The organism is Enhygromyxa salina, assembly GCF_002994615.1.
Taxonomy (GTDB): Bacteria; Myxococcota_A; Polyangia; order Nannocystales; family Nannocystaceae; genus Plesiocystis; species Plesiocystis salina_A.
This window is the reverse complement of sequence record NZ_PVNK01000154.1, coordinates 1-17364: the sequence shown is the minus strand read 5'-3', so window position 1 is coordinate 17364 and position 17364 is coordinate 1. Positions and strand designations below refer to the sequence as shown.

Here is a 17364-nt window from a genome sequence, read left to right as displayed (position 1 = left end):
AAAAACCGGCTGATCCCCCCTCCAATCCCCGTCTCAACGCCGCCGAACCAATACACGCTGGCAGGATGGCTCGCGCGACCCCGCCATCTCTCTATTTCCCACCCGCTACGGCGCCTGCGCGATCACATCAACACCCGCGAAGCGCCGCATCCAATAAGTCCCCGCGGGAAACACCGCCGGCTCACCCGCGAGTAGAGCCGCCCGCGCCGCCGCGTAGTCACGCTCCCACTCCCGATCCCGTGCCACCTCGTTCAAGACCAGCCTCAGGCACGAGGCCGCGTGCTTCGGTGTGATCGTGAACCGCTCCTCGAAGCTCTGCGGCGCACGATTCCAGCGCTGCCGGGCGAGCTTGCGCTGCCCCATGAACCGACGCCCGACCTTGCGCATGTATCGATGAACCTCGAGCTCGCGCTCACGCACCGCGTCCATCAACTTGTCGTAGAACGCGTCGTCATCGAGCTTCGAGAAGATCGCCGGCCGGACCAGAGTCAGTGAGACCTCCTCGGGCATGTCGCCGTCCTCGTCGAAGATCCCATCCGGCCGCTTGAAGGTCCGGGTCTCGCCGAAGCGCCAGCCGATCGTGGTGAAGCTCGGCCAGTCGCGCGACCACTTCACGAGCCCGGCCTCGACCGGGTTGGTCAGCGTGTAGACGAGGTCCATCAGCGACTCGTCGTCGGTCGGCCGCTGCGTGTCGCATGGGGCGTCGCCGCTCCAAACGCTGTCAGTGCGTCCGAGCTGGGCGTTGCGACCCCGGGCGACGAGACTGTGCAGGAGCTGCTTGAAGGGCACGAGGTTGGCGTCGGGATCCGTGAGGTCGGTGTGGTGGTGGTTGGACATCCACAGGCTCGAGTGGACCTGGATGCCGTAGCGCGTCGCCGCGTAGGCGAGGCAGTAGCCGAGGAAGTTGGTGAGCTCGGCGGCCTTGTATCCTGGAGAGAAGAGGAACAGCCGGCCGACGCAGCGCCTGGTGATCTTGTAGCGGCCACCGCGATAGATCGGCCGAGCGCGAACACGCAGGTAGTCGCGGGCGAGGCCGCGGGCTCGGTTTTTCGCCCGACGGGCGGCGCTGGCTTGCTTCTGGGCGGAGGTGGCCACGCAGGGTTCTCGGCCCGCGGCGCCTGGTGTTGCAGGAATTTTGAGAGCGCGGGTATTGCGCTGGATGGTGCGCTGCGATGAGCTTCAGGGTTGCTGCTGATCTGAGGATCAAAACAGAGGCTCTCAGTCCAGTTGCCTCGTTGATCTAAGGATCAAAATGGAGGCTCTGAGTCCAAGCTCTACGCCCGAAGCACCGAGCGCAGCAGCTCGCTGGCCTCAGGCGCGCCAGCCAGCTCCGCCAGCTTGTCATCCGCCCACCCCCCAACCGGCGCCTCGCGAGCCGCATAAGTCAACCCAACAAACATCCGCAACCCCTCGTCAGCCTTCGGCCTCACCGCATGCCAGGTGCACTCATCGATCGCAACCAAACTCCCAGCCGGCACCCGCAGCTCGACCTGCCCCGCCCAAGCGTGCGCATCCGGATCCTGCGGCGGCGCCAAGGGATCGCCAACCTTGCGCGGATAGATCAGCATCGGCCCGTTGTCATCGGTGAGCTCCTGCAGATAAGTCAACGTCATCACCCGCTGGGTCGCATTGACCGAAGGCCAGTTACCAGTCTTGTGGTACTCGCCGTCGTCGACCCCACCGACGTGGGTGTGCCAGCTAAAGAAAGGTCGCGTCTTGTCCGAGGCCACGCAGCCGGCGATCTCGAGGGTCATGTCGTGGCCGAGGGCGCCGCGCAGGGCCGCGATGACTTCGGGCCGCAGGATGCTGGCGGCCCAGCGCGGGCGCAGGTGCAGGAGCCGGCGAACGGCCATGCCGGCCGCGCACAGGTTGATCTCGGGGGCCAGCTCCACGCTGTCGGGCGCGTAGCAATTAGGCTTGCCGAGCTCGGTGTGGATGCCCTCGATGTCGGCGCGCATCTGTGCGACCCACTCGGGCGGGTATACGCTCTCGAACACGGTGTAACCGCGTTCAACGAGCTCCTGGGTGTGCGCTGCAACGTCCATCGACAAGTCGGCGCGACGATAGCAGCGTGGCCCGAGCGCGCAAAGGCGTGGGTTGCGAGATCTCCCGAACGCGAGCTGCGCGGGTCGATCAATTTCGCACAAGCTCGAGTCGTGGCAGCGCATGTCCCCTCGGCGAGGGCTTCGACAACTTCGTGCACGTGGTCGACCTCGGTGCCTCCCCGCCGAGCACCTGGCGCTTGGCCGGGACCGCGCCGCTCGCGGTCGTGCCCTCGCTGATCGGCAGGTCCACGCGCCGGGCGTAGCGAGCTACGCGCGTGGTGACGACCCGCAGATGTTTCGCGCTGCGAGCGTTGGCCGCTCGGCGTCTCGCGGTGACTATCGTGGCTGATGCATTCGAGCAGTCGATGGATGGTCTTCGCAGTGGTGGTCGCGGCCTCGGGCTGCCGGGGTGAGTCACGCCAGGCCCCGCGCGCGACCAGCGAGGCCAGCGAGGCCAGCGAGGCCAGCAAGGCGCGCGCGACCAGCGAGGCCAACGAGGCCAGCGAGGTGGAGGACGTCGAGGCTCTGACGCGTGATGCCCACGCGCGCACCGATCGCTTCCAGGCCGAGCTCAAAGCCGAGCTCCTCGGCGCGATGGAGGGAGACGGCGGACCGGTCGAGGCGATCGCGGTCTGTCGCGAGCGGGCGCCCGCGATCGCGGCGGCGATGAGCGAGGACGGCTGGGTCGTCGGACGGACGGCGGCGCGGCTGCGCAACCCGACCAACGCGCCCAACGAGTGGCAGCGCCGGGGACTCGCGGATCTGCAGCAGCGCGCGGCGGGCGACAACCCGGACATCGCCGCGCTCGAGTGGCACGAGATCGAGCGCGGCCCCGAGGGCAAACGGCTCCTCTACATGCGGGCGATCCCGATGGGCGGCCTGTGCCTCGGCTGCCACGGCCCCGCCGAGGGCCTCGATCCGGCCGTACGCGATCAGCTCGCGAGCCTCTACCCCGAAGACGAGGCCACGGGCTTCGCGGTGGGGGAGCTGCGCGGGGCCTTTGTCGTCAGCAAGACGCTGTGACCTCCCTGCTCGTCCCCGCCACCGGTCAGAGCGTCTTGAGGTACTCGAGCACGGCGGCGCGCTGGCCGTCGTCGAGGTGATCCCCGAAGGTGTGCCCGCCGTTGCCGTGGGCGAGGATCGTGGTGTCGTAGATGTGCTTGCGCTCGGTGTCGGACGCCTCGGCTTGACCGTAGTCGAGCTCGACGAAGCGCCAGCCGAGCTGGTCTCGATCAAAGTCGGTGCTGTCGTAGGTCGCGCGTCGCCAGTAGCGTGGGCGGGCGCTCGAGTCGAGCACCGCTGCGAGGCTGGGCGCGGAGCCGTTGTGGAAGAAGGGCGCCGTGGCCCAGATCCCGTCGAGCGGCGGCGCGACGTAGCCGATGAAGGGCGCGGCGGGCCGGAGCTCGGTGAACTGGCCATACCACGAGCTGTTGAACCACTCGACCTGCTGGCCGGAGCCCTCACCGCTGGCGGCGAGCTGGGCCGTGACGGGATCGGTGGCGATGATGTCGAGCGGGATCAGCAAGTTCGGGTAGGTCTCGGCCTCGGGGTCTTGCGAGTAGCTCCCGTGGCAGCCCGCGCAGTCGCAGGTGAAGATCTCCTCGCCCTCGGCCGCGAGCTGCTCGTCGATCGCCCACGGGTAGCGGGGTGCCTCGATGCTAGCGATGTACGCGCGGATGTCCGAGAAGTAGTCGAGCATCTGCTCGGCTTGCTCGACGCTGTCGACGCACAGCGACGAGGCGAACATCATCGAGCCGCGGTGATCGCCGCGGGACATGCCGTTGGCGAAGTGGCCTGCCTTCTTCTTGACCCGCCACCACGGCGGCGTGTCGGCCACGATCATCGGCGGGTCGAGGGGGTTGAGCGCCTCGCTCGACCACGCGAGGGTCTCGGGATCGCGGTGGGCGGACAGCACGATTGCGATCACGTCGGCGGGGTTGCTGCCGACGGTGTAGGTCTGGACGTGGGGGGCGAGGGTCTCGGTGCGTTCGCGAAATTTCTCGAGCTCGAGGGCCGCGTCGGTGCCCTCCTCGAGCATCGGGAGCAGCCCGGCGAAGGCGCCGAAGTCTTCGGTATAGTCGGCGGTGTGGCGGCCGAGGCCGAGGATCAGCTCGTCGTTGAAGTAGTCCGCGTGGCAGGTCAGGCAGTTGCTCGCGACCAGCTCGGTCCCGCCCTCGGACACGACGAGGTTCCAGTCATAGGGCAGCTCGGCCGCCTTGCCGTCGCGCCACGGGAGCGGCTCGTTTTGGAGCTGGGCGACGAACTCGGCCGCGGTCACGAACAGGTCGTAGGGGATCCCGCAGTTGACGTAGTCCTGGTGAACCAGCGCCCACAGGCCCTGCTCAGGATCGCCTGCGGGGATGTCGGGGCCCTCGATCGCGTAGCCCGCGTCCCACGGTCCGTCGGCGTCGACGCAGCTCGCCGGGCCGGTGTCCGAGGTCTCGCTCTCGCCCGCGGTGCCCTCGCCGTCTTCGCTGCTCGCGTTCGAGTCGGCCGATCCGTCGGGGGGCGTCGAGCAGGCGAGCGTAAAGAGCGCTTGCGTGAATAGCAGCGACGTCACCGAGTACTGGAGCGGCCCACGCATGAGGCATTCTAGCCGCTGTCGGGGATACTGAGCCAGATGATCGAGGCGACCCTCAGCCCCCGGCACTTGCTCGAGCTGCTCCGGCCTGCGCTGGACCTCGACGCGCACGTGTTCGGGGACTACGTGCTCGCCGACTGCTATCGCCTCGACGAGCGCGAGCCGGTCTGCATCGAGCTGCGGCGGGGCTTGGACGCGGTCGAGATCGAGGTCGTGCCGGTCGCGGCGAAGGGCGAGGGCCACGAGCCGCCCGCGCGCGTCGCGGGGCTGGGCCTGAGCTACCGCGTGCCCGCGCCCGCGGAGGTCGGCGTGGCCGCTTGCCGGACCCTCGCAGACGCGCTGCGCACGAGCCTGGGCGACGGCGCCCGCCGCTGGACGGTCACGCCGCCCTCGCTGCGCGAGCTCGCCGAGCCGATCGCGGCCGAGGTCCGCCGCGAGCCCGCGACCCTCGACGACGACCCCGACCGCGCGCTGCTGCTGCGTGACTTCGGCTACTACGAGCGGCTCTACGGCGTCCGCCCCGAGCCGTTTTATGTCGTCGCGCAGGGCGAGCGGGCGCCGGGCGTGTCGGTTTACTATCCGGCCCCGCGCAACGGCCGGGTGCCCAATTCAGCGGCCGTGTACGCGGCCTCGATGCGCATCGCTCACCGTCGCCGCATGCGTCGCTACTTCGCGGGCCTCGGCTGCGTGTTCGACGATGAGGCGTGCCCGCGGACCGTGCCGACGCCAACCACCTACGCGCGCGCGCTGGCCGGGCGCGCTGGCCTGGCCCGGGTCCGGCCCCGCCTGATCGCTGGCGTCGGGGCCTCGCTGCGCCCGATCCACTGGGGCGTGCTCGTGCGTCGCAACCTGCTGCCCGTGACGGTCGCGCCGAGCTGGGCCGTCGAGCTCCATCGCCGCGCGCGCGACGTCGAGCTCCTCGCCAACATCCCCTGCGACGTGGGCATGACCGTGCACGACATGGGCCTGCACGCGCTGGGTCTGCACGCGGTCCCGCGCGAGGCCTGGGACCGGCTCGTGAACCTCGCCTTCGAGCACGTGCGCGCGCGACCGTGGTCGGTGCTCGGCGGGCCGTGGGGGGTGCTCGGCCGCATCGCGAGCTTCTTCGAGGGCCCCGTGACCACGCACTGCTGGGACGCCTGGCGCGAGGCGGATGAGCCCGAGGACTTCGAGGCCAGCTTCGCGCCGCACTTCGCCGCGCTCGAACTCGAGCTGCGCGAGCTCTAGCACCCCGGGCTGCTAGCAGCCCGGGCTGCTAGAGGTCCTGCGGACGAGGCGGTGGTAGCATGCTGCCGATCATGAAGATGCTTTTCACGGCTGTGACCCTCGCGACCTCGTTTGTGCTCGCCGCCTGCGGCCCGGAGCCCGCCGCGCCGACGCCGGCCGCCGAGGTCGAGGCGCCCGCGGGCACCGAGACCGGGGCAGCCCAGGAGGTCGAGGTGGGCGCGCCCAAGATCGCGTCGGACGAGGCCGTCTACGAGTTCGGCGCGATCAAGGCGACCGACTCGATCGAGCACATCTTCAAGATCAAGAACGAGGGCACCGCTGACCTCCACATCGAGCGCGTCCAGCGAACCTGAGGCTGTACCGCGACCGTCTTGTCGACGGACGCAATTCCCCCGGGTGGGGAAGGTGAAGTCAAGGTCACGCTCCGGCCCAAGGGCAACCACACAAAGATCCTCAAGAAGATCGTCGTGCACTCCGACGATCCCGAGCAGCCCAAGTTCACGCTGACGATGAAGGGGGAGCTGCTCGTCGACCTCGTCGCGACGCCGGCCCGCATCGCGCTGCGCGACCTGAAGGTCGGCGCCTCGGGCACCGCGACCTTCGAGCTCCAGCTGAGCGAGAGCTCGACCGCGAAGACAGTCGCCGGGCCGGAGGCCCGAGTCTTGGAGACGATAAAGATCGAGTCGGTCGAGGTCCTCGACACCAAGAACTTCAAGCTGCGCAGGATCGAGGGCGAGGCCGACGGCAATTCGACCTACGAGCTGACCTTTCGCGGGGCCCGGGAGGTCGGGACGACCCGGACCCAGGTCCGGGTCGTCACCAACGGCGAGAGCACGCCCTTGCTCGTGATCCCGGTCAGCGCGATCGCGGCCCTGAACCTGCGCTACATGAAGTCGATTCGCTTCGTGCGCCGGGACGGTGAGCTGCGCGAGCGGGTCATCCGGATCTCGTCGCGCTTCGGCGACGCGCCCACGATCAAGAAGGTCGTCGACCCCGACGGGCTGGTCGAGACCGAGGTCCTGGAGGCCCAGGGCCAGATGGCCAGCATCTCGGCCAAGATCATCCCGAGCAAGTGGGAGGCGCTCGATGACAAGGGCCGGGTCGGGCCCCACCGCCTGATCGTGCACACGGACGATCGCGACGAGCCGAAGATCGAGATCGTCTATCGCGTCGCGCCCGAGCGGCCGGTCGCTGGGGCTGCGCCAAAGACGGAGCCCGCGCTCGGGACGCTCACGCCCCAGTGAGCGCTACTTCGCGTTGAGGACCCGCAGGCTCTTGACCCCGGCCTTGGGCCCCTTCGACTTCGGCCGCGGCCGAAAGGCCTCGGGCCCGACCATGCCCTTGCGCTGATCCAGGCGCATCCCGCCCGGGTCACGCTCGATCACCGTGTTGACCACGTCCTTGACCAGGGCGGTCAAGCCCTCGCGGATCGCCTCGTCGCCGAGGTCCCCGCGGAGGTTGCGATAGTGGAGGTTGAACGAGGCGCTGCGGGCCAGCGCGTGCTCCTGCGTCCGTGCGCTCAGCAAGATGTCGACGCGGCCGCCCGCGCCGATCTCGAAGCGATACACGCACGCCCGACGCTGCAAGATCACCTCGGACAGCTGCGCGCCGTGGCGCTCGGCGACGCCGTCGATCAGCGCGGTCCAGCGCGGCTGATCGGTCGCAACCGCGTCGGCCTGGCCGGGCCGGTCGGACCCGACCCAGAGCCCGTACTCGGGCTCGTCCCACTCGGTCGTGCGGGGGTAGGGCGTGAGCAGCTGCTCCTCCCACCCGTACTTGGTGATGTAGGGGTGGTGGAGCCCGAGGCAGGACTCGGCGTACTCGCACTTGGCCTCGTAGGCGCACGCGAACTTGGGGTAGATGTCGTAGAATTCCTCGACGATGACGACGTCGGGCTGGGTGTTGTCCTGGCTCGCCGCGTCGTCGCCGAGCAGGCAGCGGGGCACGTACTTGACCGCGGTCTCGATCCCGTAGCCCCGGGCCCGGGCGAGGGCCTCGCGCAGTGAGGGCGCGAGCTTGTCCATCGGCGAGAGCAGCTCGCGCTCGTCGGTGTAGTCCTCCATTGGCAGGTAGTTCCACCACTCCATGCGCGTGGGCGCGAACCGGCGCACGGTCTCGACGATGTCGGCGAGGTGCGGCTGGTTGAGGGTCGTGAGCACGGTGTTGGTCATCACGCAGACGCCGAGCGACACGAGGTTCTCGAGCCCCGCGATCGCCTCGTCGAAGCTGCCCTCGCGCTGCGAGATGTAGTCTTGGGTCTTGGCGTCGTGGCCGTGGAGCGAGACGAAGTACTCGTCGATGCCGCTGTCGACGAGCTTCTTGGCGAACTCCATGTTGGCCAGGAGGCGGCCGTTGGTCTGGAGCCGAATGTGCTCGAAGCTGCCCGACTCGCGCGCGTAGTTGACGTAGTCGAACAGCCGGCTCTCGAGCGTGACCTCGCCGCCCGTGAAGGTCACCCGGCGGTAGCGCTGGCTCGCGCGGTTGTCGTCGACGGCCGCGGTGTAGAGCTCCCAGGGCACGCCCTTGAAGTAGTTCATGCCCTCTTGCACGATGCAAAAGCGACACGCGCTGTGGCAGTGAAAGTCGACGGTGACCGTGAGGTCCTCGAAGCGCGTCGGCTCGAAGCGTCCCTTGTAGCTCTCCATCAGTAGCTCTCCATCAGCGGCTCACCATCACAGGCTGCCCCAGAACCCGGTCGTTGGGTACACGATCCGACCCTCGCGCTCGCGGTACTCGACGCTGACGTCGTAGAGCAGGTGCTCGAGCTCGGCCTGGTGCTCGGTCAAGAACGCGAGCATCGGCTTGGGGTACTCGAAGCGCTTGTAGGTGAACGCGAGCTGCTCGACGTTGACGCCCGAGAAGCACAGGGCGTCGCGGCCGCGACGCTTGCTGATGTGGAGGCGCTGGCAGGCGAAGAGCTCGGGGATCAGCACGCGGCCGAGCAGGCGCTTGTCGGCCGCGAAGTTCACGACCTCGCTGCGCTTGATCGCGGGCAGGACCTCGTCGATGTGGCGCTTGGGCTCGAGCACGAGGTCGCGGCTGACGAGCTCGCGGGCCTCGGCGCTGACGCGAAAGACCGCGGTCTCGCGCGACTCGGTCGCGCGCTCGTGCAGCTCGACCGCGTCGACGCGGCCGCGGCTCATGGTCTGGGCGTCGAAGCGGAGCCCGACGACGGCGGACTCGGGAGTTGCGGCGACGCCCGGCGCGAGCTCGAGCCACGGGGCCAGGGTCTCGCGCAGGGTGTCGACGATGTCCGGCGCCGAGCCCCGGGCGAGCACCCGCAGCTCCCACGCGAGCGCGCCGCTGTCGAGATCGAGGAACACACCCCAGATCGTCCGGTCGCGCCCGAGCCGACGCTGGATCGCATGCAGCGCGTCGTCCCATGCGTCGAGCAGCCCCGCGTGGAGGAGCGAGTGCCACAGCAGGTTCTCGCCCCGGACCTTGCCCGGGATCGGACGCACGGGGTGGTAGGCCTCGAAGCCGAGGTTGATCGGGCGGTCGCGATCGCTGGCCGGGACCAGGCCCGTGGCGGGCGAGTCGTAGACCGGCGTCGAGGCCGGGGGTTGGTCTGGGGGCGACAACGTCGTCAAGGGTACGTCAGCCCGCGGTCCGAGAGTAGCGGAGCTCCGCGGTCATGGCGCGGGCTCCGTCTAGCAGCCCGGGGGGCTAGGCCTTGGCGTCGAGGCAGAGCGAGCCGTCATCGTTGGCGGCGATCGTCCGCAGGACCGGCTCGACGAAGGTGGCGATCGCTCGCTCCTGGGCCGGGCCCTCGACGTCGGTGTACGCGAGGTTGAACGACGCGCTCTGGATGAAGGTCCGCGCGTCGTCGTCGCGCGCGCTCAGGACCAGGACGAAGCGGGTCCCGTCGGGCATCTGCATCGGGTAGCGGGCCTCCGTCCGCGTCAGCGAGACGCCCGCGACCCGCTCGGCGTGGGGACCGAGCAGCGCCAGCCAGCTCGCGTGCCCGCGCGGGCCCGCGGCGCCGCCGGTCGTGCGCTCGACGCTGCGGTCGCGCTCGCGCCACGGGCGTACCCGCGGCGTCGGCTGGAGCCGCTCGAGCTCCCAGCCGTGGGCGTTGACGTAGGCGTGGTGGAGCCCGAGGCAGGCCTCGGCGTGCTCGCACTTGGCCTCGTGGAGGCAGTTGAACTGCGCCAGCGGTCGGCCCGGGCGGACGCCGTCGAGCGCGTCGGGCCGGGTGTTGTCGAGGATGTCGCGCGCGTCGCCGAGCAGGCACGCGGGCACGTGGCGCACGACGACCTCGACCTCGGCCTCGCGGCAGCGCGCGATCGCTGGGCGCAGCGCGGGGATCAGCGCGTCGAGGCTCACGATCAGCGCGCGGGTCTCGGGCGTGTCTTCGGCCGGCAGGTAGCTCCACAGCGCGACCCGGCTGGCCCCCTTGGCGATCGCGAGCTCGACGATCTGCGCGAGCGCGGCGAGGTTGGCGGTGGTCACGATCGTGTCGACGACCACCCGGACCTCGTGCTTCGAGAGCCGCTCGAGGCAGGTCTGAACCTTGGCGAAGTCGCCCGGCCGCCCGCTGAGTTGATCGTGGAGCTCGGCGCAGTCACCGTGGAGGCCCACGCTGAACTCGTTGACGCCAGCCATGACCACGGCCCGAACTTGCTGGGCCTGGGTCAAGCGCCGGGCGCTGGTGTCGAGGCGGACGTGGGTGAAGCCACCTTCGCGGGCGGCCGTGGCGAAGGCAAACCCATGCTGCTCGAGGGCCTCGCCGTCACCGACGAGGATGACCCGCTCGTAGTCACGGCTCGTCGCGTTGCGCTCGGCCAGCTCGGCGAAGCGCGCGAGCTCGACCCGCGCAGGCCGCCCGCCTGTGCGCAGCTGCCCGGGCAGGGGCCCCTCGGAGTCGATCGTGACCAGAAGATCCTTGGACATGCTCGGCTCGGCTCAGCTCACAAGGTCGAATAATAGCCAGTCTTGGGGTAGACGAGCTGGCCGTCGGGGCCGCTGAGGTAGTCGATCCCGACGTCGAACATCAGGTGCTCGAAGTCCTCGCGGTGGCGCGCGACGAAGGTGCGCAGCGCGGCGGGGTAGGCGAAGCGATCGAAGAACCACAGGAGCTGATCCACGGTGATGCCCGAGTAGTAGATCGCGTCGGCGAAGCGCTTCTTGGCCACGCAGATCTTCTCGCACTCGAACAGCTCGGGCATGACGATGTCGGCGAGGCGCGTGCGCGAGAAGTCGACGTACATGCTGCGCCGAACCTGGTGGAGGATCGCGTCGATCTCGAGCTTGGGTCGGTGGAAGCGGTAGGTGTTGCGCAGCTCGCAGGCGCCCTCGCGGACGGCGTAGGAGTGGCCGCCCTGGCCCTCGTAGAACTGCAGGTAGATGTTGAGCTCGGGGACCTGCGCGCGGGCGAGCGAGTCGGCGTCGAGGTCGAAGCTGTACATGAAGTAGCGGATCGAGTCGGGGACCTCGACGGCCAGATCGAGCTCGCCCGCGAGGGCCTCGCGCAGCGCCGCGGCGGTGATCTGCTTGTCCTCGCGCTGGGGGTCGTAGAAGTACATCTCCCACGACAGGCGATCGTCGAACCACTTCACGCCGAACACGGTCATGTCGCGCCCGGCGGCCCGCTGGATCGCGTGGAAGATCGCGTCGGCCTCGATCGGGAGCCCGGCGAGCTCGAGGCTGTGCCACAGCAAGCTCTCGCCGCGCAGCTTGCCGTGCGGGTCGCCGCGGGGCTCGTAGGTCTCGAGGCAGTAGTCGAAGAAACGATCGCCGGGCGTGCTCGGGATCAGCAGCGTGCGTTCGCTGGCGGTGTCGGGTGACGCAGGCACGGGAGCTGGCGCGGACCATAGCACCGTCGCGCGGGCCCCGGGGCGGGGCTGAGGTAGTCTCGCCGCCGTGCCTGCGCGCAGCCCCTTGCTCCAAGCGTTGATGGCGGCGCGCGCGGACGTGCCCGAGGAGCTGCAGCGCTTCGACGCCCTCGCGCGATCGGGATCTGGGTCTGGGTCTGGGTCTGGACCGTGGCCGAGCTTCGAGGAGTACTCGGCCCGAATCGGGGGGCAGCTGTGCCCGTGGCGCGAGACCTGCTACTTCGACGTCGCGACCGACCCGGCCCTCGTCTCGGTCGCCAACGAGCGCTTCGAGGCCCTCGCGTCGGCGCTCGGATTTCCGATCCCCGCGCCCTTCCTCGACGCCCTGCGCCGCGGCGCCGCGGCCGGGCCCGAGGTCCTGCAGATCGTGCTCGGGATCGACGCCGCGCCCGAGCGCGCGCGCCTCAAGTACTACTTGATCTTCCGTGATCGCTCCGACGTCGCGGTCGAGCGGCTGCGCGCGGCCCTCGACGTGCCGCCGTTGCCGAGCTCGCTCCAGCCGGGGTCCGTCTACATCCTCGGTATCGACTTCACCCGGGCGCAGCTGTCGGACTTCAAGGTCTACGTCCGCCTCGATCCGACCCGCGCGCCCCGTGTGATCCGCGATCTGCGGCGCTTCGAGGCCCTGTGGCGTGGCAGTCGCTACCTCGTGTTCCAGCACTGCCAGCTCAGCGGCGGCCGCCAGGTCTACTTTCACGCCTCGTCGGCGACGGTGCTCGAGACCTGGCTGGCGGCCGCGGCCGCGCGCGACGAGCTCGCGGCCGAGTTCGTCGGCGGGCAGATCGCGGCGATGAACGCGTGCCTGGCGAAGCAGGGCCACCAGCTGCTGCGGCCGTGGATCGCCTCGCTCCCGTACCGCGACGGCGCGCTGCAGGGCGGCCCCTCGAACCTGTACTTCCACTTCTCCGACGCGGGCAGCTGACCGCGGGCTCCCGCTCGCGCATACTCCCGCGGTGCGCTTCGCCGTCGAGACCCACGGCTGTCGGCTCAACCAGGCCGAGAGCGACGCGATCGCCGAGCAGCTGCGCGCGCGTGGCCATCGTCAGGTCGCGCTCGAAGACGCCGAGCTCTACGTCCTCAACAGCTGCGCGATCACCCACGCCGCCGACGCGGACGCCCGCGCGGCGATCCGCCGGGCCCGGCGGCGTAACCCGGACGCGCGCGTGGTCATCACCGGTTGTCACGCCAACGCCGAGCCCGAGCAGCTCGCGGCGATGCCCGAGCTCGACGCGGTCATCGGCAACGTCGAGAAGCGCGGGCCCGAGCTGCTCGACTTGCTCGAGGGCGTGGTCGAGCGCCCGGCGCCACTGGTCGCCGTCGAGCGCCTGACTCGGCGCCTGCGTCCGCGGCCGTGGGTCGCTCCACCCGCCGAAGCGCCCGCGCGCACGCGCCCTCTATTGAAGGTTCAAGACGGGTGCGACTACCAGTGCAGCTTTTGCATCGTGCCCCAGGTCCGAGGCCGCAGTCGCAGCGCGCCACCCGAGCTTGCGAGCGAGCAGCTCGGCGCCCTCGTCGACGCTGGCGCGCCCGAGGTCGTGCTGACGGGCGCTCACCTCGGCGCGTGGGGGCGAGACTCGAGGTCTGCGCGCGAGACGCAAGGTGTCGGAGCCCGCAAGCAGTCTCTGGCCACCTTGCTCGCGGGCCTGTTGCGCGACCACCCGAGCGCGCGCCTGCGCCTCGGCTCCGTCGACCCGCACGAGGTCGACGACGAGCTCGCCGCGCTGCTCGGGCAGGGCACCGACGAGTCCGGCGCGGGCTTGTGCCAGCACATCCATCTCCCGGTTCAAAGCGGCGACGACGGGATCCTCCGGGCGATGCGCCGCGCTCACCGAGTCGCCGATCTCGACCAGCTGATCCCGCGCTTGCGGGCGCTCGCGCCCAACATCGGCCTGGGTACGGACGTGATCCTCGGCTTCCCGGGCGAGACCGAAGCGGCGTTCGAGCGGAGCTTGGCCCTATTCGAGACCTGCGCGATCCCCTTCGCGCACGTGTTCGTGTGGTCGCCGCGCCGCGGGACGCCGGCCGCCTTGCTCGGAGATCGTGTCTCGCCCGAGGTCGCCGCGCGTCGCAGCCGGATCCTGCGCGACCAGGTCGCAGCCAGCGAGCGGGCCTTCGTCGAGTCGCAGCTCGGCCACGAGCGCTCCGCCGTCGTTTTGCGCCACCGTCGGCGCTCCGACGGCGCGCTGGTGGCTCTGACGGACAACTACCTCAAGCTGGCCGTCGACGGTCCCGACGAGCTGCTCGGGCGCCGGGTCCTCCTGCGTGTCGAGCTCGTCACCGAGCAGGAACGCCGCGGGCAGGTGCTGGCGTCAATGACGCCGGGGTCGTGACCTGACATCAGCTCGTTCGTTACCAGGCTGTGACGCTCGCGTGCTACTACCCGCTCGTCTATGTCGACCACCATCCTGATCGTGGAGGACGAGCAGGACCTGCTCGATACGCTGGAGTTCAACCTCCAGCGCGAGGGCTACGGGACACGCAGGGCTGCCAGCGGACGCGCGGGTCTCGAGGCCGCCGCCTTGGATCCTGCCCCCGACCTGGTCTTGCTCGACTTGATGCTGCCCGACATCCCGGGCACCGAGGTCTGTCGACAGATTCGCGCGACCGAGCGGACGCGGAAGGTCCCGATCGTCATGCTCACCGCGCGCGGCGACGAGCTCGACCGCGTCGTCGGCTTCGAGGTCGGGGCCGACGACTACGTGACCAAGCCCTTCTCCGTCCGCGAGCTCATGCTCCGCGTGCGGGCCGTGCTGCGTCGCGTCGGTGGTCCCAGCGACGAAGACCCCGCGCGCCTCGAGATCGGCGCGCTCCAGGTTGATACGTCCAGCCACCGGGTCTGGGTCGGGGGCGAAGAGGTCCGCCTGACCGCGCTCGAGTTTCGCCTGCTCTCGACCTTCCTGGCCCGCGCCGGTCGGGTCCAGACACGCGACACGCTGCTCGCCGACGTCTGGGGCATGCACGCGGGCCTGACCACGCGGACCGTCGATACCCACGTCACCCGCCTGCGCAAGAAGCTCGGCGAGGTCGGCAGCTACATCGAGACCCTGCGCGGCGTCGGCTATCGATTCCGCGATCAAGAAGAGATCGATGGGCTCGGGGGCGCGGGCGAAGTGGGCGCTGCGCCTGCACCTGCCCTCGCAGACGGATCCTGAGCCGCACTCTTTTGGGCCCCCAGGCCGTGGCTGAAGGCGACAAAGACCGACGCCCGCCGATGCCAGGCTCGTGCGACCCCGTGTCCGAGCAGTCCGAGCAGCTCGAGCGCACGATCGAGCAGCTGGCCCGCGAGCGCGATCTGTTCGAGGCCGAGATCCGTCGGCTCGAGACCGTGCGCCGCGACTTCGTCGCCAACGTCTCGCACGAGCTGCGCACGCCGGTCAGCATCATCCAGGCCAACGCCGAGACGCTGCTGCTCGGCGGGCTCGACGAGCCCGCGACGGCCCGGCGCTTCCTCGACGCCGTGCGCCGCAACGCCGAGCGCCTTGGCCAGCTGATCTCCGATCTGCTCGACATCTCGCGGATCGAGGCTGGAAGGTACGAGATTGAGCTCGAGCCGCTGTCGCTGAGCTCGGTCGCGCGCTCGGTCAGCTGCTCGGTCAGCGAGACTTGCCGCAGTCGGAGCGTGGTCTTCGAGGTCGACATCGATCCCCAGCTCCGGGTTTGTGCCGACCCGCGCGCGCTCGAGCAGGTCTTGGTCAACCTGGTCGAGAACGCGGTCGAGTATGGGCCCAAGGGCGGGACCGTCGAGCTCGTCGCGGTCGAGCAAGACGCCGCGGTCCGGATCGAGGTCCGCGACGAGGGGCCCGGGATCGCGCCGGACCACCGCAGCCGCGTGTTCGAGCGCTTCTATCGCGTCGACCCGGGGCGCTCGCGCCACATGGGCGGCACGGGGCTCGGGCTGGCGATCGTCAAGAACTTGAGCGAGGCGATGGGGGGCGAGGTCGGCGTGGAGCCGCGCGCGCCCGAGGGCTCGTGCTTTTGGATCCGGCTGGGTAAGGTCGCCGCCTGATCGGCGCTTCCCATTGGGGGGAGCTCGGCCTTGTCGCGGCAGCCCTGCAGGCACAGACGCGCGCTCGAACTCGACGCGCTGCCCGTCGATCACGATGGACTTGGTCGTGGTCGTGTAACGAGCCTATGTGGTCGATCAATGGCGGGCCCAGGACTCGAACCTGGATGTTCTGTCGAAGGACTCGAATCACATGGACGCCACGCACTTGGGGCGACGTCCCACCCGAACCCGTTGTGCTACGAACGAGCAATCTACTGGTCGCTTGCGTTTACCATTACGCCAGCCCGCCGCCGCGAACCCTAGCAGCCCGGGGTGCAATGCCTCGCGCCGCCTCGCTTGGCCTTTTCGCCGATGGCTTTGTCGCCAAAACTTGCAGTACGCCCGGTACAGCGGCGTTTTGGCTTCGCGCCCTCGGCAAAAATTCCGGCGCGAGGCGACCCGATGCATTGCACCCCGGGCTGCTAGCAGCCCGGGGTGCAATGCCTCGCGCCGCCTCGCTTGGCCTCTTCGCCGATGGCTTTGTCGCCAAAACTTGCAGTACGCCCGGTACAGCGGCGTTTTGGCTTCGCGCCCTCGGCAAAAATTCCGGCGCGAGGCGACACGATGCATTGCACCCCGGGCTGCTAGCCGAGTTCCCCGACCACGCAACAAAAAAGTACACCCCGGCTCACGCAGCCTCGGCGAGCATCCACGTGAGCGCCCCTCGAAGCTGCTCATGGGTATCGGCGCCCTCGAGGATCTCCCCGTGCGACATGATCACTCGTGCGCACGGATGCTCCAGCACGCGCGCGCAGCTACGACTCGCCGCAGCCCGATCTTTGATCACCCGCCGCCACATCTTGCTCTGAGCCACGCGCTGCCAGGCCCCGACCATGCGCAAGATGAGCTTGGTCATCACGCCCTGGGCCTCGTGCATGTTGAACACGAGGTCGCAGACGATCACGGTCGCGCTCGGGCGATGGACGAACACGAACTCGGACAGCGCGGGCCCGCCAGCGATCTCGATGACTTCGATCGCCGGCGACCAGGTCGCGTAGCGATCGGTGAGATCGGCGTCGATGCGTAGATCCTCGCGCTTGCTGCGAAGCCCAAGCGGAGCGTGGACCCGGGCCTCGGGCCAGCGCTCGCTCGCGGGGCCCAGGTGCAGGTGGTGAAAGCAGTTCGGCGCGACGAGGTGACGAACCGGGCCGAGCTCGTCGATCGCGGCCGCGAGCGCGTCGTCGATCGCGATCGGCGAGTGGAGCCAGAGGCCGTCGGCGAGGCGCACGATCGTCATCCGTGCTGGCAAGTGGAAGCCGGCGCTGATGCGCTGGATCGAGTCGGCACACCACAGGTCGTCGTCGATCTTTCGCAGCATGATGGAGCCAGAATAGCTCTTCCATACAGCCGGGGAGCTCGCTGACTGAAGGGCGAGCGCACGGCCGCGCTCCACGACGGCCTCGGGGCGCTCCTCGCCGTGCCCGAGCGCGACGCAGACGCGTAGGTCGGGGTCGGGGTCTGCTATCCTGCCGCGATGCATCGATGTTCTTTGGTCCTCTCCGGCGCGCTGCTCGTCGCGCTCTCGGGTTGCCTGGACTCGGCGCCCCTCGACGCGGGCGACGGCTCGGAGACTGGCGCCGAAGCGGCGGGCGATGGCGACGGGGACGGGGATGGGGACGGAGATGGGGACGG

16 protein-coding genes and 1 pseudogene are annotated in these 17364 nt (G+C 69.6%); 9 read left to right on the top strand and 8 right to left on the bottom strand.

Annotation, left to right across the window (positions count from 1 at the left end; translation table 11 throughout):
* Nucleotides 1-105: 105 nt before the first annotated feature.
* Together ENSA5_RS16940 and ENSA5_RS16935 are read right to left on the bottom strand one after the other, a co-directional pair.
* The gene (locus ENSA5_RS16940; protein ID WP_106392710.1) at nucleotides 106-1095 is read right to left on the bottom strand and encodes a hypothetical protein; all 990 of its coding nucleotides are present in this window, start codon (nucleotides 1093-1095) and stop codon (nucleotides 106-108) included.
* A gap of 179 nt (nucleotides 1096-1274) precedes the next feature.
* Complete coding sequence (locus tag ENSA5_RS16935) at nucleotides 1275-2045, bottom strand: phytanoyl-CoA dioxygenase family protein (RefSeq protein WP_258182883.1); 771 nt, start codon at nucleotides 2043-2045, stop codon at nucleotides 1275-1277.
* A gap of 26 nt (nucleotides 2046-2071) precedes the next feature.
* Between ENSA5_RS16935 and ENSA5_RS37775 the strand changes: the two genes are divergently transcribed.
* Nucleotides 2072-2308, top strand: a complete 237-nt coding sequence (locus ENSA5_RS37775) for a hypothetical protein (protein ID WP_181197838.1) — start codon at nucleotides 2072-2074, stop codon at nucleotides 2306-2308.
* 106 nt (nucleotides 2309-2414) lie between these two features.
* Nucleotides 2415-3068 carry a Tll0287-like domain-containing protein gene (locus ENSA5_RS16930; RefSeq protein WP_181197837.1) on the top strand — a complete coding sequence of 218 codons (654 nt, stop codon included), beginning with the start codon at nucleotides 2415-2417 and terminating at the stop codon, nucleotides 3066-3068.
* A gap of 25 nt (nucleotides 3069-3093) precedes the next feature.
* On the opposite strand, the gene ENSA5_RS16925 is transcribed toward ENSA5_RS16930, so the two are convergent.
* Nucleotides 3094-4629 (bottom strand): c-type cytochrome, encoded by a 1536-nt coding sequence (locus ENSA5_RS16925; protein WP_106392707.1) that lies wholly within the window; start codon nucleotides 4627-4629, stop codon nucleotides 3094-3096.
* Nucleotides 4630-4665: 36 nt separating this feature from the next.
* Between ENSA5_RS16925 and ENSA5_RS16920 the strand changes: the two genes are divergently transcribed.
* The 3 genes and pseudogenes from ENSA5_RS16920 to ENSA5_RS16910 all read left to right on the top strand — a co-directional run.
* Entirely contained in the window at nucleotides 4666-5853 is a 1188-nt protein-coding gene (locus ENSA5_RS16920) for a hypothetical protein (protein ID WP_106392706.1), read from the top strand.
* A 71-nt stretch (nucleotides 5854-5924) separates the two neighbouring features.
* On the top strand, nucleotides 5925-6206 hold the full coding sequence (locus ENSA5_RS16915) for a DUF1573 domain-containing protein (protein ID WP_181197836.1): 282 nt from the start codon (nucleotides 5925-5927) through the stop codon (nucleotides 6204-6206).
* A gap of 12 nt (nucleotides 6207-6218) precedes the next feature.
* Nucleotides 6219-7097: pseudogene (locus ENSA5_RS16910) on the top strand (hypothetical protein); the annotation flags it as partial.
* Nucleotides 7098-7100: 3 nt separating this feature from the next.
* Here the strand turns inward: ENSA5_RS16910 and ENSA5_RS16905 are convergent.
* The 4 genes from ENSA5_RS16905 to ENSA5_RS16890 form a co-directional block, all read right to left on the bottom strand.
* Nucleotides 7101-8498 carry a radical SAM protein gene (locus ENSA5_RS16905; RefSeq protein WP_106392703.1) on the bottom strand — a complete coding sequence of 466 codons (1398 nt, stop codon included), beginning with the start codon at nucleotides 8496-8498 and terminating at the stop codon, nucleotides 7101-7103.
* 27 nt (nucleotides 8499-8525) lie between these two features.
* The gene (locus tag ENSA5_RS16900) at nucleotides 8526-9434 is read right to left on the bottom strand and encodes a hypothetical protein (RefSeq protein WP_106392702.1); all 909 of its coding nucleotides are present in this window, start codon (nucleotides 9432-9434) and stop codon (nucleotides 8526-8528) included.
* Between the two features lie 85 nt (nucleotides 9435-9519).
* Nucleotides 9520-10746, bottom strand: a complete 1227-nt coding sequence (locus tag ENSA5_RS16895) for a radical SAM family protein (protein WP_106392701.1) — start codon at nucleotides 10744-10746, stop codon at nucleotides 9520-9522.
* 17 nt (nucleotides 10747-10763) lie between these two features.
* The gene (locus tag ENSA5_RS16890; RefSeq protein ID WP_106392700.1) at nucleotides 10764-11648 is read right to left on the bottom strand and encodes a hypothetical protein; all 885 of its coding nucleotides are present in this window, start codon (nucleotides 11646-11648) and stop codon (nucleotides 10764-10766) included.
* A gap of 67 nt (nucleotides 11649-11715) precedes the next feature.
* Between ENSA5_RS16890 and ENSA5_RS16885 the strand changes: the two genes are divergently transcribed.
* The 4 genes from ENSA5_RS16885 (at nucleotide 11716) to ENSA5_RS16870 (ending at nucleotide 15693) form a co-directional block, all read left to right on the top strand.
* Nucleotides 11716-12609: a hypothetical protein gene (locus ENSA5_RS16885; RefSeq protein WP_146155790.1), complete on the top strand. Its 894-nt coding sequence runs from the start codon at nucleotides 11716-11718 to the stop codon at nucleotides 12607-12609.
* A 31-nt stretch (nucleotides 12610-12640) separates the two neighbouring features.
* Nucleotides 12641-14017: a MiaB/RimO family radical SAM methylthiotransferase gene (locus tag ENSA5_RS16880; protein ID WP_106392698.1), complete on the top strand. Its 1377-nt coding sequence runs from the start codon at nucleotides 12641-12643 to the stop codon at nucleotides 14015-14017.
* A 60-nt stretch (nucleotides 14018-14077) separates the two neighbouring features.
* Nucleotides 14078-14839 (top strand): response regulator, encoded by a 762-nt coding sequence (locus tag ENSA5_RS16875; protein ID WP_106392697.1) that lies wholly within the window; start codon nucleotides 14078-14080, stop codon nucleotides 14837-14839.
* An 80-nt stretch (nucleotides 14840-14919) separates the two neighbouring features.
* Nucleotides 14920-15693 (top strand): sensor histidine kinase, encoded by a 774-nt coding sequence (locus tag ENSA5_RS16870; protein WP_181197835.1) that lies wholly within the window; start codon nucleotides 14920-14922, stop codon nucleotides 15691-15693.
* Between the two features lie 667 nt (nucleotides 15694-16360).
* On the opposite strand, the gene ENSA5_RS16865 is transcribed toward ENSA5_RS16870, so the two are convergent.
* Nucleotides 16361-17050: a DUF4336 domain-containing protein gene (locus tag ENSA5_RS16865; protein WP_181197834.1), complete on the bottom strand. Its 690-nt coding sequence runs from the start codon at nucleotides 17048-17050 to the stop codon at nucleotides 16361-16363.
* Between the last annotated feature and the right edge of the window lie 314 nt (nucleotides 17051-17364).

Coding starts and splice junctions, on each gene's coding strand:
- ENSA5_RS16875 (WP_106392697.1), top strand. CDS start 14,078: ATGTCGACCACCATCCTGATCGTGGAGGACGAGCAGGACCTGCTCGAT.
- ENSA5_RS16920 (WP_106392706.1), top strand. CDS start 4,666: ATGATCGAGGCGACCCTCAGCCCCCGGCACTTGCTCGAGCTGCTCCGG.
- ENSA5_RS16925 (WP_106392707.1), bottom strand. CDS start 4,629: ATGCGTGGGCCGCTCCAGTACTCGGTGACGTCGCTGCTATTCACGCAA.
- ENSA5_RS16915 (WP_181197836.1), top strand. CDS start 5,925: ATGAAGATGCTTTTCACGGCTGTGACCCTCGCGACCTCGTTTGTGCTC.
- ENSA5_RS16935 (WP_258182883.1), bottom strand. CDS start 2,045: ATGGACGTTGCAGCGCACACCCAGGAGCTCGTTGAACGCGGTTACACC.
- ENSA5_RS16895 (WP_106392701.1), bottom strand. CDS start 10,746: ATGTCCAAGGATCTTCTGGTCACGATCGACTCCGAGGGGCCCCTGCCC.
- ENSA5_RS16930 (WP_181197837.1), top strand. CDS start 2,415: ATGGTCTTCGCAGTGGTGGTCGCGGCCTCGGGCTGCCGGGGTGAGTCA.
- ENSA5_RS16905 (WP_106392703.1), bottom strand. CDS start 8,498: ATGGAGAGCTACAAGGGACGCTTCGAGCCGACGCGCTTCGAGGACCTC.
- ENSA5_RS16865 (WP_181197834.1), bottom strand. CDS start 17,050: ATGCTGCGAAAGATCGACGACGACCTGTGGTGTGCCGACTCGATCCAG.